Origin of the sequence: Achromobacter sp. ACM03, from assembly GCF_014851665.1 — a bacterium.
GTDB lineage: Bacteria > Pseudomonadota > Gammaproteobacteria > Burkholderiales > Burkholderiaceae_B > Achromobacter > Achromobacter aegrifaciens.
On sequence record NZ_JACVAD010000005.1, the window covers coordinates 87,239 to 104,030 of the forward strand.

Annotated in this window: 16 protein-coding genes; 13 read left to right on the plus strand and 3 right to left on the minus strand. The window is 66.0% G+C overall.

The window, feature by feature from the left end:
* The first annotated feature begins 17 nt into the window (after positions 1 to 17).
* A complete protein-coding gene (locus IB257_RS21990; RefSeq protein WP_192492806.1) occupies positions 18 to 2,852 on the plus strand; it encodes an autotransporter outer membrane beta-barrel domain-containing protein in 2,835 nt (944 codons plus the stop codon).
* Positions 2,853 to 2,886: 34 nt separating this feature from the next.
* On the opposite strand, the gene IB257_RS21995 is transcribed toward IB257_RS21990, so the two are convergent.
* Positions 2,887 to 3,780, minus strand: a complete 894-nt coding sequence (locus tag IB257_RS21995; protein ID WP_054451249.1) for a LysR family transcriptional regulator — start codon at positions 3,778 to 3,780, stop codon at positions 2,887 to 2,889.
* A 110-nt stretch (positions 3,781 to 3,890) separates the two neighbouring features.
* Between IB257_RS21995 and IB257_RS22000 the strand changes: the two genes are divergently transcribed.
* From IB257_RS22000 to pdxK, 12 genes are all read left to right on the plus strand, one after another.
* Positions 3,891 to 5,249, plus strand: a complete 1,359-nt coding sequence (locus tag IB257_RS22000; protein WP_119449541.1) for an acyclic terpene utilization AtuA family protein — start codon at positions 3,891 to 3,893, stop codon at positions 5,247 to 5,249.
* Positions 5,250 to 5,251: 2 nt separating this feature from the next.
* Positions 5,252 to 5,578, plus strand: coding sequence for a hypothetical protein (locus IB257_RS22005; RefSeq protein WP_054451251.1), 327 nt, complete (start codon positions 5,252 to 5,254; stop codon positions 5,576 to 5,578).
* A gap of 11 nt (positions 5,579 to 5,589) precedes the next feature.
* Positions 5,590 to 6,507 carry an SMP-30/gluconolactonase/LRE family protein gene (locus IB257_RS22010; RefSeq protein ID WP_119449542.1) on the plus strand — a complete coding sequence of 306 codons (918 nt, stop codon included), beginning with the start codon at positions 5,590 to 5,592 and terminating at the stop codon, positions 6,505 to 6,507.
* Between the two features lie 56 nt (positions 6,508 to 6,563).
* Positions 6,564 to 7,535, plus strand: coding sequence for a tripartite tricarboxylate transporter substrate binding protein (locus IB257_RS22015; RefSeq protein ID WP_119449600.1), 972 nt, complete (start codon positions 6,564 to 6,566; stop codon positions 7,533 to 7,535).
* A 7-nt stretch (positions 7,536 to 7,542) separates the two neighbouring features.
* Positions 7,543 to 8,652: an SDR family oxidoreductase gene (locus IB257_RS22020; protein ID WP_192492807.1), complete on the plus strand. Its 1,110-nt coding sequence runs from the start codon at positions 7,543 to 7,545 to the stop codon at positions 8,650 to 8,652.
* Positions 8,653 to 8,804: 152 nt separating this feature from the next.
* Positions 8,805 to 9,191 (plus strand): VOC family protein, encoded by a 387-nt coding sequence (locus IB257_RS22025; protein WP_054451254.1) that lies wholly within the window; start codon positions 8,805 to 8,807, stop codon positions 9,189 to 9,191.
* Positions 9,192 to 9,441: 250 nt separating this feature from the next.
* The gene (locus IB257_RS22030; protein ID WP_054451265.1) at positions 9,442 to 10,407 is read left to right on the plus strand and encodes a tripartite tricarboxylate transporter substrate binding protein; all 966 of its coding nucleotides are present in this window, start codon (positions 9,442 to 9,444) and stop codon (positions 10,405 to 10,407) included.
* Between the two features lie 2 nt (positions 10,408 to 10,409).
* On the plus strand, positions 10,410 to 11,051 hold the full coding sequence (locus IB257_RS22035) for a glutathione S-transferase family protein (RefSeq protein WP_054451266.1): 642 nt from the start codon (positions 10,410 to 10,412) through the stop codon (positions 11,049 to 11,051).
* Between the two features lie 28 nt (positions 11,052 to 11,079).
* Positions 11,080 to 11,862, plus strand: coding sequence for an aldolase (locus tag IB257_RS22040; RefSeq protein ID WP_054451267.1), 783 nt, complete (start codon positions 11,080 to 11,082; stop codon positions 11,860 to 11,862).
* 93 nt (positions 11,863 to 11,955) lie between these two features.
* On the plus strand, positions 11,956 to 12,510 hold the full coding sequence (locus tag IB257_RS22045) for a helix-turn-helix domain-containing protein (RefSeq protein WP_054451268.1): 555 nt from the start codon (positions 11,956 to 11,958) through the stop codon (positions 12,508 to 12,510).
* Between the two features lie 42 nt (positions 12,511 to 12,552).
* Entirely contained in the window at positions 12,553 to 12,915 is a 363-nt protein-coding gene (locus IB257_RS22050) for a cupin domain-containing protein (protein ID WP_054451269.1), read from the plus strand.
* Positions 12,916 to 12,951: 36 nt separating this feature from the next.
* A complete protein-coding gene (pdxK, locus tag IB257_RS22055) occupies positions 12,952 to 13,785 on the plus strand; it encodes a pyridoxine/pyridoxal/pyridoxamine kinase (protein WP_054451270.1) in 834 nt (277 codons plus the stop codon).
* Positions 13,786 to 13,813: 28 nt separating this feature from the next.
* On the opposite strand, the gene IB257_RS22060 is transcribed toward pdxK, so the two are convergent.
* Positions 13,814 to 15,106 carry a phospholipase A gene (locus IB257_RS22060; protein ID WP_175214224.1) on the minus strand — a complete coding sequence of 431 codons (1,293 nt, stop codon included), beginning with the start codon at positions 15,104 to 15,106 and terminating at the stop codon, positions 13,814 to 13,816.
* 137 nt (positions 15,107 to 15,243) lie between these two features.
* Positions 15,244 to 16,746, minus strand: coding sequence for an aldehyde dehydrogenase family protein (locus tag IB257_RS22065; protein WP_054451272.1), 1,503 nt, complete (start codon positions 16,744 to 16,746; stop codon positions 15,244 to 15,246).
* Positions 16,747 to 16,792: the final 46 nt, after the last annotated feature.

Below are 16,792 nucleotides of genomic sequence, written 5' to 3' on the forward strand. Positions count from 1 at the left end.
CTCAGAAAGGATTGTTCATGGTCGCCAGGAATTGCTCGCGCACGGGATGGCTGAAGTCGGCTGCCCTCGTTGTCTACGCGGCGAACTTCGCCAGTCCCGCAAATGCCCAATCGGTCTCCGTCACTGGCCAGGTCTTGCCGGGGCCCGTCCAGACGCCGCATTGGAATGTCGGGGGCGATCTGACGGTCGGAGATACCCTGGCCGGGGAGCTGGTCATCGATGCGGGCGGTTCCGTAGAAAATGACTGGGCCAACGTTGGAATTTTTAATGGCGCTCCAGGCGCCGTGACGGTGAAGGGCCGCGACGGCAATGGCACGGCGTCCACCTGGACCAGCGCCAGCCCGGTGCTGATCGGGGGCGAGGCCGGCAGCATCGGCACGCTGAGTATCCTGGACGGCGGCGTGGCGCATAGCGACTCGGCCAGAATCGGCGTCGACAATGGCAGCGTCGGGAACGTTCTTGTTTCCGGGGCGGGGTCCACCTGGAATCTCAACACCATCGGCGCGTTCGAGATCGGCACGGGCGGCAAGGGCACGCTGCAGATCGACAACGGCGTCGTGCACAGCGGCCAGGCGATCATCGGCTGGAACGCCGGCGGCGAGGGGAGCGTCACGGTATCGGGCCCGAAGGCGGTCTGGGACCCGCTGAACAATATATACGTGGGTTTCGAAGGAACTGGCGACTTGCGCGTCCTGGATGGCGCCAGCGTCAGCACCGTCGGCTCGGGCGGGCCAGGCGCCGCGGCAGCGGTTTACATCGGCAAGAGCGCGGGCAGCGTCGGCACGGTGACCGTATCGAGCGCGACGGCCGATATCTCCACGCTCACCGCCAGCGACCGCATCGAAATCGGTTCGGAAGGCACGGGCACGCTGACCATAACCAAGGGCGGGGTTGCGGTCGCCGCCCGCAACACGTGGCTTGCCCCTGCCGGCACTTCCACCGGCACGCTCAACCTGACCGGCGATGCCAGCGGCCGCGGCGTGCTTGAGACCGGCTCGGTCATCAAGGGCGCGGGCAACGCCACGTTCAACCTGGACGGCGGCATCCTGCGGGCCAATCGTGACGAGGGTAATTTCCTGAACGGTTTCGCCACGCAGGCCGTGGGCAGCGGTGGCGCCTGGTTTGATACGAACGGCCACGACGTGGGCGTTTCTACCGCGTTCTCGGGGACGTCGCGCTTGAACAAGCAGGGCGCCGGTACGCTGACTCTGTCAGGCAATAGCGCGGCGTTCACGGGAACCACTGACATTCAAGCTGGGACGCTGCAGGTGGATGGCGTCCTGGGCGGCCCGGTGAATGTGCTTGTGGCAGCACGGCTGACCGGCACGGGACGCGTAGGCGCAACGGTCAACCAGGGCACGATCGCACCGGGTCCGCGCAGTGGCTTCGGCACCCTCTCGATCGCGGGCGACTATGCGGCGCAGGGCGGCAATCTGGAAATTCGCACGCAGCTTGGCGCCGATGATTCGCCGACGGACAAGCTGGTGATCACGGGCGACAGCGCTGGCACGACACCGGTCACGGTGAAGAACATGGGAGGCGCCGGCGCGCAGACCCAACGGGGCATCCAGGTGGTACAGGTCCATGGCCTGTCGGCGGGAAGATTCGATCTGGCCAACGGCGACTACGTCATCGGGGGGCGTCCGGCCTTGGTGGCCGGCGCCTATGGCTATGTGCTGCAACAGGATTCGGCCGACGGCGGCTGGTACTTGCGGTCGTCCCTGACCAATCCCGGCACCACTCCCACGGATCCCGGCACTACCCCGACGGATCCAGGCACTACCCCGACGGATCCAGGCACTACCCCGACGGATCCAGGCACTACCCCGACGGACCCGGGCACTACGCCGACCGATCCTGGCACACCCTCGCCCGGCGGCGGTACGCCGGGCGCCGAGCCGCCCTTGCTCTATCAGCCCGGCGTGCCGGTCTATGAGGCCTATGCCAATACGCTGCTACACCTGAGCCAGCTGCCTACCCTGCGCCAGCGGGTCGGCAATCGCCTCTATGATCCGGCGGACGCCGGCCGCAACGGCGTATGGAGCCGCGTGGAGGGCTCGACGGGCCGGCTCGATCCCGCGGCGTCGACTACGGGCGCGCGCCAGGACATCGATAGCTGGAAAGCGCAATTCGGCGTTGACCGTATCCTGGCGGGCCAGGAAGAGGGCTCCCGTCTGGTGGGCGGCCTGGCCTTTTACTACGGCAAGGCCGACACGCGTGTGTCGTCGGTGTATGGCGACGGCACCATCGACACCACTGCCTATGGCCTGACGCCAACTTTGACCTGGTATGGCAAGAATGGCGTCTATATCGATGCCCAGGCTCAGGCGACCTGGTTCGACAGCGACCTCAATTCACGGCTGGCAGGAAAACTGAAAGGCGGCCAGAAGGCCCAGAGCTATGGGCTGGGTATCGAGGCAGGCAAGGCGTTCGGTCTGAGCGAGGGGTTCGCCCTGATTCCGCAGGCGCAGCTGACATACGTATCGACCCGCTTCGACCGCTTCAACGACAGATTCGGCGCGCGCGTCGAAAGCGACAAGGGCGACAGCCTGCTGGGCCGCCTTGGCATTGCGCTGGATTACAAGAGCAATTGGCAAACGGCCGGTGTAAAGCGCGAGTCCAGCGTCTATGGCGTCGTCAACGTGAAACATGAATTCCTGGACGGAACGCGTGTACGCGTGGCCGACACGCAGGTCGCCAGTCGCATGGCTCGAACCTGGGGCAGCGTGGGGGCGGGCGTGAATTACGGCTGGGGGGAACGCTATGCGATCTACGGCCAGGTCGACGCGGACTCGGATTTCTCCGGCAGCCATGTCGTCACCGCTACCGCGGGTTTCAGGATGACTTTCTAAGGTGGATGATGGCAGCAGACCGAGCGCTACGCTCCTAACCCGGATCCGTCTGCCGCAAGGTGTCCAGGAAGCGTTGCGCCGCCGCCGACAGGGATCGTTGGCGCTTGAGCAAGATGCCGATGTTCCGTGACGCGGCGGGCGAGTGCAGCGCCACGCTGCACAGGCGCGTGGTATCCATCAGGCGCAGGGCCAGTTGCGGCACTGCCGCTATGCCCACGCCGGCAGCCACCATTGCGCCTACTACCGAAATATTGTCGGACACGTAGTTCATTTCCGGCAGCCGGCCGGAGGCTGCCAGGATCTGGTCGGTGACCTGGCGGATGCTGCTGGCGGGCCCGCTCGCAACGTAAGGCCGGTCGGCAAAAACGCTCCAATCCACGCGCTTGCGTTGCGCCAGCGGATCGCCGATAGGGCAGATCAGCACGAAGTTCTCTTTCAGCAGTTGCGTGAATTGCACGCTGGCCGGCTGGTCGGGGATCTCGATGGAGATGCCGATGTCGGCATTGCCTTCCGATACGGCCTGCGTGATCTGGCGCGCGGAAACCGCGTGGATGTTCAGGCGTACCTGCGGGTGCGACTTCTGGAAAGTGCGCGTCGCCGCGGGCAGCAGTGCGGAGGCGACGGAGGGAAGGGCCCAGATGTTGATGCTGCCGCGACGGCCCGCGATGAATTCGGACAGATCGCTAAGCGAGTCGCGGAACTCCGACAGCATCCGCATCGCAATAGGCACCAGTTCCGCGCCAGCGGAGGTCAGCGCCACGCCATGCTTGTCACGGTCGAACAGCCTGGCGCCGAGCTTCTGTTCCGCCGCCTGTACGCGCCGGCTGAGCGCCGGCTGCGAAATCGGCACGCGTTCGGCGGCCATGCGGAAGTTGAGCGTTTCCGCCACCAACAGCACCGCCTCCAATTCGGAAATGGTCAGGGTCATGGCCTGCGTGATGCGTTTGGGTTATTACGAAGATATAAATATATCAATTTTCAGATCAGGCTGGCCGCAGCATACTAGGCTGCAAAGTAGCAATACGGACGGAGACAGACATGAATGAACCGCGCAAGCGGCTGCGCATCGGCGTAGGGGCCGGCATGGCGGACGACCGCATCGGTCCGGCCATGCCGCTGCTGGAAGACTGCGATATCGATTACCTGGTGTGCGAATGCCTGGCCGAACGGACCATTGCGCGCGAAACGCTGTCACGCAAGCATGACGGCGCTCATGGCTACAACCCGATGCTGGAGGAGCGCATGCGTGCCTTCCTGCCGGCGTGCCGGGAGAAAGGTGTACGGCTGGTGTCCAACATGGGCGCGGCCAATCCGGCCGGCGCCGCGCAGGCCGCGCTGGACATAGGACACGCCTTGGGATGGCAGGAGCTCAAGTGCGCCGCCGTAGTCGGCGACGACGTGGCCGAGCGCGTGCGCCTGCATCCTGAACTGCGCCTGCTGGATCGCGATCTGCCGCTGGAGGCGATCCTGCCCCAGCTGGCCTCGGCAAATGCCTACCTGGGCGCCGATGTGGTCCGCGATGCGCTGGCCACCGGCGCGCACGTGGTGTTGACGGGCCGGGTCGCCGATCCCTCGCTGTTTCTGGGCGTTGCCCTGCATCATCACGGCTGGAGCTACGAGGACCTGCCCAAGCTGGCGGCGGGCACCATCATGGGCCACCTGCTGGAGTGTTCCGCGCAGATCACCGGCGGCTATTTCGCCGACCCGGGAAAGAAAGACGTGCCCCGCCTGGCCGAACTGGCTTATCCCTATGCCGATCTTTACAGCGACGGCGAACTGTACATAGGCAAGCCCGCCGGCTCGGGCGGCCGCCTCGACCGCATGACCTGTACCGAGCAGGCGCTATACGAAATCCATGATCCCTCGGCCTACATCACGCCAGATTGCGTGTTGAGCCTGGAAGGCCTGCATTTTGAAGAGCAGCACGCGGACCGCGTGGCCGTGCGCGGCATACGCGCCGCGCCGCGCACCGATAGCTACAAGGTCGTGGTCGGCTACTTCGATGGCTGGATAGGCACTGGCGAGGTCGCCTATGCAGGCGTGAACGCGATCGCGCGGGCGCGGCTGGCGGCCGACACGGTGAAAGAGCGGTTCCGGCTCGACGGCGGCGCGGCCAGCGAGATCCAGGTCGATCTGATCGGCGTGAGCAGCCTGCATGGCGATCATCCGCAGGCCGTCGCCGGCCACCCCTACGAAGTCCGGTTGCGCGTGTCGGCCCGCTGTCCCGACAAAAAGAGCGCGCACTTGTTGGGGGATCACGTGCGGCAACTGAACATGCAGGGACCTTATGGCGCAGGCGGTCCCGTCAACCTGGGCGCCAAGGAAGTCATAGCCGTGGACGCCCTGTTGATTCCGCGCGACTGGGTCACGCCCGAAGTCATTACGGTGGGAGCCTGACCATGAGCATTCTGGTTCATGACCTTGCGCATGCGCGCGCTGGCGACAAGGGCAATACCTCGAGCATCGCCGTCATTGCCTACGACGAGGACGCCTGGCGCCTGCTGCGCCAGGCGCTTACCGCCGAGCGCGTCGAGCAGGCCTTTGCCCATCTGGGAGCAGGAAAGGTGAGGCGCTACGAGGTCGAAAGCCTGAGGGCGCTGAACTTTGTCATCCCGGACGTACTGTCCGGCGGCGTCACGCGCTCGCTGCGCCTGGATCCCCATGGCAAGTCGCTCAGTTCGTTGATGCTGGGAATCGAGCTTCCGGCCAGCCCATCGCAATCCTGAAAGGAACAGTAATGTACCCTCCCGCTGAACCCATGGGCACCGAGGTCTACGCCCGGCTGCCCGAATCCCTGCACCTGACCGATCAGGCCTCGACCTGGCTCGCCGCGCGTCACGTGAAGATGCACTCCTTTCTGGAGGGGCCCGCCTTCGATCGCTTGGGCAATCTCTGGTGCGTCGACCTGGCGCATGGACGCATCCTGCGCGTGGATCCGGCAGGCAATTTCGAGGTCATCGTCAGCTACGAAGGCGAACCCAACGGCCTGAAGATCCATCGCGACGGCCGCATCTTCGTTGCCGACCATCTGCATGGCCTGATGCTTCTGGATCCCGAGACCCGCAGCATCCGGCCCTACCTGCAGCACGTGCGGCGGGAAGGCTTGAAGGGACTGAACGATCTGTTCTTCGCTTCCAACGGCGACCTGTACTTCACCGATCAGGGTGAAAGCGCCTTGGAAAACCCCACCGGCCGCGTGTTCCGCCTGCGCGCCGACGGCAAGACGGTGGACCTCATCATGGATGGCCTGGCGGGCCCCAACGGCCTGGTCATGAACAGGGCCGAGAACGTGCTCTACGTGGCCATCACGCACGACAACGCCATCTACGCCCTGCGGCTGGAGCCGGATGGCCAGATGAAGAAGGCCAGCCGTTTCATCCAGCTATCGGGCAGCACGGCCGGGCCGGACGGCATGGCCCTGGATGAGGCCGGCAACCTGGCCATCGTCCACGCGCAGGCGGGCACCGTATGGCTGTTCAGCCCGCTGGGCGAACCCCTCTACCGCATCCGTTCCTGCGCGGGCCTGCGCACCACCAACGTCGCTTTCGGCGGCGAGGACGGGCGCTCCTTGTTCATCACCGAAGCGGAGCAGGGCGTCATCCTGCGCGCCCGGCTGCCGCATCCCGGCAAGCGGATGTACTCGCACCGGGACTGAGCCGCGCGCCGCGAACACGATCCGCAAAAAAACCACTATCCATGGGAGACAACATCATGATTGCTTTTCGATTGATCGCCGGCCTGGCCCTGAGCCTGGCCGCCGTCACAGGCGCGCAGGCCGCCGATGCGTACCCTGCGCGCCCCATACGCCTGATCGCCACCTTCGGCCCCGGCAGTTCCATCGACATCATTGCGCGCCTGGTGGCCAAGCCCCTGGCCGAGCAACTCGGCCAGCCGGTGATCGTAGAGAACAAGCCCGGCGCCGGCGGCGACCTGGCCACCGACATCGTCGCCAAGTCCGGCAAGGACGGCTACACCATCGGCTTCGCCTCGGCCGGGCCGATCACGGTCAATCCCAATGCCCGCAGCAAGATGCCCTATGACCCGCTCAAGGATCTGGCGCCGGTTGCCCTGGTGGCGACGGGACCGAACGTCATCCTGGTCAACCCGTCGATTCCGGTGACCAACCTGAAGGAGCTGATTGCCTACATCAAGGCCAATCCGAACAAGGTCAACTACGCCTCGGCTGGCGTCGGCACCAGCGGTCATATCGCCGGCGAGCTGTTCCAGCACTTGTCCAAGACCGAAATCCTGCACGTGCCCTACAAGGGCAACAGCGATGCGATTACGGACACCCTGGGCGGGCGCACCCAGATGGTCATCAGCGGCGTCCCGCCCATCCTGTCGTTCGTGAAGTCCGGCCAGCTGCGCGCCCTGGCCGTGGCCGATACCAAGCGTTCGCCCTTGCTGCCGGACGTCCCCACTGTTGCCGAAGCCGGACTGCCCGGTGCGGAGAGCGTCGCCTGGTATGGCATCGTCGCGCCTGCCGGCACGCCGCAGGCGATCCTGGACCGTCTCCACGACGAAATCGTCAAGGCCGTGAACAACCCGGAAACCCAGGAGAAATTCGCCGGCCTCGGTATCGTTCCTTCAGCGGACAGCCGGGCGGACTTCGGCAAGCGCATGGCGGACGAGTACGTCCGTTTCAAGGAATTGTTCAAGCAGATCAACCTGGTCATGGATTGACGGAATCATGTCACGCACCGTAATCGTTACTGGCGCCAGCGGGCTGGTCGGCTCCGCTGCCGTCGATTCATTCCTCAACGCGGGCTGGGAAGTCATCGCGGTTTCCCGCCGGCGTCCGGAGATCATCAGCCAACGGCCGTACACCCATCTGCCGGTCGATCTGCAGGACGCGGAGGCTTGCCGCCGCGCCTTCGGGGATATGCCTGAAGCCACGCACGTTTTCTATGCGGCCGTCTATGAGAAGCCAGGGCTCATCGCCGGCTGGCAGGACCCTGAGCAGATGGCCACCAACCTGGGCATGATCAGGAACGTCATCGAGCCGTTGGCCGCCAGCGGCAGGCTGCAGCATGTCAGCGTGCTGCAGGGTACCAAGGCCTATGGCGTACACCTGCATCCCATCCGCACGCCGGCGCGCGAATGCCAGCCGCGGGACGATCATCCGAACTCGTACTGGTTCCAGGAAGACTACATCCGGGAAAAGGCCGCGCAGTCCGGCTTTGGCTGGACGATATTCCGTCCCACCATCGTGCTGGGCCCCAATGTGGGCGTGGCCATGAACACGGTGCCGGTCATAGGCGTCTACGCGGCAGTGTGCCGCGCCGAAGGCAAGCCGTTCTGCTATCCCGGCCACATTTCCTATCCGCGTGAAGCCGTGGACGCGCGCCTGATCGGCGATGCAGGCGTCTGGGCGGCGGAGAATCCGGCGTCCTGGAACGAGCACTACAACCTTACCAACGGCGAAGTGTTCAGCTGGCATGACCTATGGCCGTCCCTGGCGGAGTTCCTGGACGTCGAAGCGGGTCCGGACCAGCCCCTGCGCCTGGCCGAGTACCTGCCCGGCCGGGCGGACCTGTGGAACGAGATCGTCAAGCAGCATGGCTTGCGGCCGCTGAGCATGGCGCAGATCCTTGGCGAATCCCATTACTCCGCCGACGCCCGTTTCGGCTATGGCCTGAAGACCCCGCCCGCGCCCGCATTTGTCAGCACGGTCAAGATCAAGCAGGCGGGCTTCACGCAAACCTACGACACCGAGGCCTGCGTGAAGCACTGGCTGGGGGTGCTGATGGAGCGCAAGATCATTCCGTTCTCCCAAACGAGTGTCGCAGGCCGCGTTTGAGCGTTGATCGCGGCGAGCCGGAGTTGCGCTTGCGGTGCGCGAATGCGGAGAAACCGCGAGGCCCGCGTTGCAAATCGAAGCTTCCCTGGCTTGCCAACTGACCTATCCTGATCTTTCTGGCCCGCTGGGGCCGCTTTCCGAAGGGTCAGCGCATGCTGGATCATGTCGAAATTCACGTGAGCGACTTCGAGCGCAGCCGGATGTTCTACCGCAGCGCGCTCGCGGCGCTAGGCTACATACCGCGCAAAGTGCTCGCGACCGGGATGGGCTTCGGAGTAGGCCAGCCTCACGAGTCTGAAGACCCGGGCGGCGAATTCTGGATCCATCAGGGCACGCCCAGCACCCCGCGCGTGCATCTGGCTTTTCGCGCCCGCAGCCGTGCCGAGGTCGATTCCTTTCACCAGGCGGCGCTGGCGGCTGGAGGGCGCGATAACGGCGGGCCTGGCTTGCGTCCGCAATACCACCCGCACTATTACGGCGCGTTCATCCTGGACCCGGATGGCTACAACATAGAAGCGGTGTGTCACCGCCCGGTCTGATCCGCGTACTTCCCAGTATTGGCACCGCAGCGTCAGTATGACGCTGCGTCTCCATGCGCAGAGACGAGCGCAAGATGCGTGCGCAATGCCGCGCCTCGCGCGCCAAAGCCAAAAGGCGAACTTCAAAGGCGAACTATATTCCTGCGGCCCAGGGTTTTCCCTAAACTCATTTTCCTTGCGGAAAATCAATCTCCTATAGGACACTTCGTGTCATGATGGTGCCGATAGGCGGCGCCCGTAGGGGGATGACATGAAGATTTCGGGAATCGCCGGCGCGCTGGCGTTGGTTGCGGCAATGGCGGGCAATGGGGCCCAGGCGGCCTATCCGGACCGGCCGATCCGGCTGGTGGTGCCTTTCGGCGCGGGCGGGATCACGGACATCGTGGCGCGTCAGGTCGGCAAGGGCATGGGCGACGCGCTGGGGCAGAGCATCGTGATCGAGAACCGGCCGGGCGCGGGCGGAGTGATCGCGGCGCAGGTGGCCGCCACCGCGCCGGCCGATGGCTATACGATCTTCATGGGTACGGTGGGCACGCAGGTGGTCAACCCGCTGATCTACAGCAAGCTCAGCTATGACGCGGACAAGTTCGCGCCGGTGGGCATGGTGTCGGGATCGCCGTATTTGCTGGCCGTGCGTGCGGGCGTGCCGGCCAAGACTTTCGGCGAGTTCGTGGCCTATGCCAAGGCCAATCCGGCCAAGCTGAACTTCGGTTCGGCGGGCAATGCGAGTTCGCCGCACCTGGGCCTGGAGCTGCTGAAGCTGACGGCCGGGCTGGACATCGTGCACGTGCCGTTCAAGAGCGGTAGCGAAGCCGTCAATGCCGCCATCGGCGAGCAGGTCGACGTGGTGATGGACGCCAGCCCGGTGATCATGCCACATGCGGCGTCTGGCAAGCTGCGCGCGCTGGCGGTGGCCGCCGACAAGCGCCTGCCGTCCGCGCCGGACGTGCCCGCCAGCAGCGAGGTGGGCGACGCGGCCCTGCAGATCAGCTCGTGGAACGCGTTCTTCGCGCCCGCAGGTACGCCGCCCGACGTGATGGAAAAGCTGAACGCGGCGCTGCAGAAGACGCTGGCGTCGCCGGAACTGAAGGACCGGCTGGCGTCGCAGGGGACGCAGCTGTACACGGGCAAGCCGGATGAGTATCAGCGCTTCATCGCCGGCGAGAAGGCCAAGTGGACCGAGATCGTGAAGCGCGCCAACATCAAGATGGACTGACGATGAACCAGATACCGCATCCCTTGGCGGGCAAGCCGCTGGAACTGGCCGATACGCTGCGTTCGGGCAATGCCTGGAAGATCCGGCTGGCCTGCGGCTACATGGGGCTGCCGATCAAGCGGCGCACCTTCGACATCGTGCAGGGCGACCTGGAAACGGAGGCGTTCGCGCGCATCAATCCGTGGCGCCAGGTGCCGGCCTTGCTGACGCCGGAGGGCGAGTGGCTGGCCGAGTCGCAGGCGATACTCTGGTATCTGGCGATGGGCACGCCCTGGCTGCCCGCCGGCCGCCTGGAGCAGTCGCAGGTCAGCAGCTGGCTCAGTTTCGAGCAGACCCAGCACATGCACGCCTTTGCGCAGCCGCGCCTGCTGATCCATCTGCGCAACACCGCGCAGGTGGATGACCCGGCGATGCGGGCGTGGCGCGAGATCGGCATGAAGGCGGCCGCGTTGATGGACGCGCATCTGGCCGGCCGCGATTATCTGGTGGGTACCGCGCCGACCATTGCCGACGTTGCGCTGTATCCCTATACGAGCATGGCGGCCGAGGGCGGTTACGACCTGTCCGGCTTTACCCATATCGATGCCTGGCTGGCGCGCATGCGCGCCTTGCCAGGGTTTACGCCGCTGATCGAAGCGGCATGACAGAGACACTATCTTAGGAGTGACGACGATGGCCGATACGATGCACCTGGGCAAGGACGAACTGATCGCGCGGGCGAAAGCCGAAATGCAGCGCCAGTTCGAGACGCCCGACTGGAGCCTGCGCGAGCGCCTGGCGCTGACCTGCCGCATCCTGTTCGACGGCGGACATGACTCCGGCCTGGCCGGACAGATCACGGCGCGCGCGCCGGAGCCGAACCGCTATTTCACGCAACGCCTGGGCCTGGGCTTTGACGAGATCACCGCCAGCAATCTGCTGCTGGTGGACGAAGACCTGCGCGTGCAGGAAGGCGGCGGCATGCCCAATCCGGCCAACCGTTTTCACTCCTGGATCTACCGCGCGCGTCCGGACGTGAACTGCATCATCCACACGCATCCGCTGCACGCGGCTTCGTTGTCGATGCTGGAGGTGCCGCTGGAAATCTCGCATATGGACAACTGCCCGCTGTACGACGACGTGGCCTTCCTGAAGGATTGGCCCGGCGTGCCGGTGGGCAACGAGGAAGGGGAGATCATCTCGGCCGCGCTGGGTTCGAAACGCGCCATCCTGCTGTCGCACCACGGCATGCTGATTGCGGCGGGTTCGGTGGAAGAGGCCTGCGTGCTGGCGCTGCAGTTCGAGCGCGCCGCCCGCATGCAGTTGCTGGCCATGGCCGCCGGCAAGATCCAGCCCATTCCGCCGGCGCTGGGCCGCGAGGCCCATGACTGGATCCTGACGCCCAAGCGTTCGCAGGTCGGCTTTTCGTACTATGCGCGGCGCGCGCTGCGGGCGCATCCCGACGTGCTGGCCTGATGGCGGCGGCGGGCGGGGCCGGCTCGACGGCAGGGCCGGATTAGGGCATGCTTACCGGTCGTATTCCGCGACCGTATTTTTGCAACCCCGTCCATGATAGACCTGCCGCACCGCCTGCGCGCCCTGCGTCGCCAGCAAACCCTGTCCCTGGAACAGCTGGCGCAGCGCACCGGATTGACCAAGAGCTACCTCTCCAAACTGGAGCGGGGCCTGAGCGAACCCTCCATTTCCACCGTGTTGCGGCTGGCGGAAGCCTATGGCCTGGGCGTGTCGGAGCTGGTGGGCACGGACGATGCTGCGCAGGAAGAAGTGGTCAGCGTGGTGCGGGTGGCGGACCGCGAAGCCTTGCAGCGCCGGGGGCTGGGCAGCGAGTATCACTACGAGTCGCTGGCCGGCCGCCGCAAGGTCAAGGCGATGGAGCCTTTTGTGGTGCATCCGCCCCGCGATTTTCCCGATGCGACCGCGGTGTTTCCGCACCCCGGCGAGGAATTCCTGCTGGTGCTCAAGGGCGCCATCGAGGTCCATGTGGGCGAACGCCAGTTCCGCCTGGAGACCGGGGATTCCGTCTATTTCGACTCCGAACTGCCGCACCGCATGCGCACCGTCAGCCGGGCCATGGCCGAGGTGCTGGTGGTGGCCTCGCACTGAGCAGGCCTTCGGACTCATCATCTATCCGCATACAGGAGTGCCATGAAGAACGATCAATCGCGGCTCGTCCGCATCGATGCCGGCCCCATGAAGAATCCGGTGCCTGGAAAGCCCCGCCGCCCGATCTCGGGCGACGCGGCGTTCCGCACCGTGACTGCCTTCGAAGGCAACGGCGGCAAGGCTGAAGCCGGCGTCTGGGAAAGCACCGCGGGCGTGTTCCAGTCCAACACCACGGGCTATATCGAGTTCGGCTACATCGTCGAAGGCGCGGCGCGCCTGGTCGATCCGGACGGCACCGTGCATGAACTGACCGTGGGCGAGGCTTTCGTCATGCCCGAAGGCTATACCGGCCGCTGGGAAGTGGACCAGTTCGTCAAGAAGATCTATTTCATCACCCGCATGTAGCGCCGCGTAGACCGCGGCAGCCCAGGAGCCAGCCCCATGAGCGCAATCCCCGCCGTTACCGCGCAGGTGGATATCGTTTCCGTCCAATCCCAGGTCGTGTACGGCTGCGTCGGCAACAACGCCGCCATGCCCGTCTTCCGCAAGGCCAGCCTGCACGCGATCGCGGTGCCTACCGTGATCCTGAGCAACACGCCGCACTATCCGACCCTGCATGGCGGCGCGGTGCCGTTGGACTGGTTCGAGGGCCTGTTGCAGGGCCTGGACGAGCGCGGCGTCACCCGGACTGCGCGCGCGGTGGTCTGCGGATACCTGGGCCAACCCGGGCAGGCCGGGCTTCTGGCCGGCTGGCTGCCTGCGCTGCGCGCATCCCGGCCTGATCTGAAGGTGCACATCGACCCCGTCATGGGCGACCGTAACGACGGGCTGTACGTGAACGAAGGCCTGGTCGAACAATACCGGGACCTGCTGGTGCCGCTGGCCGACGGCATGACGCCGAACCACTTCGAGCTGGAGTTGCTGGTGGGGCGCGCCCTGTCGTCGATCGACGAGGTCGTGGCGGCGGCGCGCGAACTGATCGCGCGCGGTCCGGACTGGATAGTCGTGACCAGCGCCGCGCCCATGGCCGCCGCGGCCGGCACCTTGCAGCTGGCGGTGGTGACGCGGGATCAGGCCACGGTCGTGACGCATCCGGAGATTGCGATACCGCCTTCGGTGCACGGTACTGGCGACGTGTTCATGGCCGGCGTTACGGCGCAACTGCTGAACGGGCAGGTGCTGGTCGAGGCGGTGCGCTCGGCCGCCGCCCAGGTCACGGTGGCGCTGGAGCGCACCCGCGAACTGGGCTGGGAAGAGCTGGCGGTGGAAGGCTAGGACGCCTACGCGAGCCTGGCGGCGCGCCTTACGGCACCAGCGACAGGCCGATGCGGAACTGCGATTCGTTGCGCTGGTTGTAGCCCAGCAGCGTTTCGCCGTAGCCGTTGAAGTACTGCAGATGCAGGTAGCCGTTCATGTTCAGCCAGGTGCGCTGCAGCGGCCAGGCGAAATCGAGCTGGGTGGTTCGGCGCTTCTGGTCGCCCTGGCGGTACATGGCGGAGATGACCGCGCCATTGTCCTGGGCCCAGCGCAATTGCCAGTCGACGTGGCCGGCGTAGTCGGCATAGTCGCTGTTCTCGCTGGCGACGCCGAAGTAGGCCTTGACTCGCGGCGCAAAGGTGAGCGTGCTGCCGCCGTCGAAGCGGTAGTGGAAGCGCGGCTCGATATAGCCGTCGTTGAGCGAGCGCGAATCCTCGCCGTCCTTGCCGTTGGAGTTGTGCTCGACGCCGGTATTCATGCCGAAGCGCCAGTTCTGGCTGGCGGACTGCCAGATGTTGTCGGACAGCCAGAAGGCGCTGGGATTGAAGGTGGTGTCGATGAAGGGCATGGAATCGCCTTCCAGGTCCCACAGCGAGGTCTGCGTGTACGCCAGGTAGAAATTCTCGTCCCAGGTCGCGGGACGGTCGCCCGCGGGGCTGAAGAGTCGGTACTTGGCGCTGATCTGAAAGCGCGCGGTGGTCTGCCCGCGGGTGCCGACGTCGAAGTACACCGGCTTGTATTCGGAAATGGAACTGCGGAAGCGGTCGAACGCGGTCTGCTGCTGTACCGTCGGCACGGCGGACGCGTCGGGCGAGGGGCCGCCTTCGGGCGATGCGCCGACCGCGGCCACGGCCGCGGCGGGCACGGGTTCTCCGCTGCTGGCGTCCACCACCGGGCCGCGCGCGGGCGTGCTGGCCAGGGTGCCGCTGTCGCGGCCGGTGGCGTCCAGCGCCATCATCGCGGGCTGGCCTTCGATGGATACGGCCTGCAGGCCCTGGGCCGTGGCGGGCACGACGGCGGTCCAGGCCATGCGCGCGAAGTTGTTGACGGGCACGCTGAAGCTGGCCGTGCCGCCGCGCAGCTTGGCCAGGCTGCGCACGATCTGGCCGTCCTGGCCGCGCCATTGCAGCACCAGTTCCGGTGGCGCTTCCCAGGTGGAGCGGGAAGTGCCTTCGTTGAAGTACACCGCCTCGATGGTGACGGTCTCTCCGGGGGCGGCCGAGGGGCGATCCAGCCGGTACGACACGCCCGCGGTGGCTGCGCCCGCCAGGCCCATGGCCAGGGCGGCGGCCAGGGTGCGCAGGGGGAGGGCGGATCGTGCAGGACGGCTGATGGTCATCTGGTCATAACGTAGTTTTGTGACCAGGAAATGTAGCATCGACCCCCGCTACAGTTTGTAAGGCAGGCTAATCGTATGTAGAAAGCGTAAGCCCCCGCGCATGGCGGGGGCTTGTGGGGACAGCGTTGCGCGCGGGCTTATTCGCCGAACTTGATGCCCTGGGCCAACGGCAGCTGGCGCGAATAGTTGATCGTATTGGTGGCGCGGCGCATGTAGTTGCGCCAGGCGTCCGAACCCGATTCGCGGCCGCCGCCGGTTTCCTTTTCGCCGCCGAACGCGCCGCCGATCTCGGCGCCCGAGGTGCCGATATTGACGTTGGCGATGCCGCAGTCCGAGCCGGCCGCCGACAGGAAGGTCTCGGCTTCGCGCAGGTCATTGGTGAAGATGGCCGACGACAGGCCCTGCGGCACGCCATTCTGCAAGGCCAGCGCCTGGTTGAAGTCGGCGTAGCGCATCACGTAGAGGATAGGCGCGAAGGTCTCGTGGCAGACCACGTCGGTCTGGCCCGGCATTTCAGCGATGGCGGGACGCACGTACCAGGCGTCGGGATATTGCTCGGCCAGCACGCGCTCGCCTCCCGTGACCTTGCCGCCTTGTTCGCGCGCCGCCGTCAGCGCCGCCTGCATGGCGTCATAGGACACGCGGTCGATCAGCGGACCGACCAGCGTGCCGCTTTCCAGCGGGTTGCCAATGGTGGCGCTGGCATAGGCCTTGTGCAGGCGTTGCACCAGATCTTCGGCCACGCTCTCGTGCACGATCAGACGGCGCGTGGTGGTGCAGCGCTGGCCGGCCGTGCCGATGGCGCCGAACACGATGCCGCGCGCGGCCATGTCCAGGTCGGCCGTGGGGCCGACGATGATGGCGTTGTTGCCGCCCAGCTCCAGCAGCACGCGGCCAAAGCGCTGCGCCACGCGCGGGCCCACCTGGCGGCCCATGCGGGTCGAACCGGTGGCCGAGACCAGGGCCACGGCGTGCGAATCCACCAGCGCTTCGCCGATGTCGCGTCCGCCGATCAGCACTTCGGACAGGCCGGGGGGCGCGTCGCCGAAGCGTTGCGCGGCCTGTGCGAAGAGCGCCTGGCAGGCCAGCGCGGTCAGCGGGGTTTTTTCCGACGGCTTCCAGACCACGGCGTTGCCGCAGACCAGCGCCAGCGCGGCGTTCCAGGACCACACGGCGACGGGGAAGTTGAACGCGCTGATCACGCCGACCACGCCCAGCGGATGCCAGGTTTCCATCATGCGGTGGCCGGGGCGTTCAGAAGCGATGGTCAGACCGTACAGCTGGCGTGACAGGCCCACGGCGAAGTCGCAGATGTCGATCATCTCCTGCACTTCGCCTTCGCCTTCGGCCACGATCTTGCCGGCTTCCAGGCTCACCAGGCGGCCCAGCTCGCGCTTGTGCTGACGCAGCGTTTCGCCGAACAGGCGCAGCAGCTCGCCGCGGCGCGGCGCCGGCACGTCGCGCCACGCCAGGCTGGCCTGGCGCGCGCGGGTGATGGCGGAATGGGCCTGGGCCACCGTGTGCTCATGCACCTGAGCCAGCTCGACGCCGTCTATCGGGCTGCGCGCGCGCAGCGTGCCGCCAGTGAGCGATTCCGGGTTCAGCCCGAGCGCGCGCAGGATGTCTTGGGGAGTGTCCATGCCGGTTCCTTGGGTTGCCTGCGAAGAGCCTGTCTTCGCTTAAGGG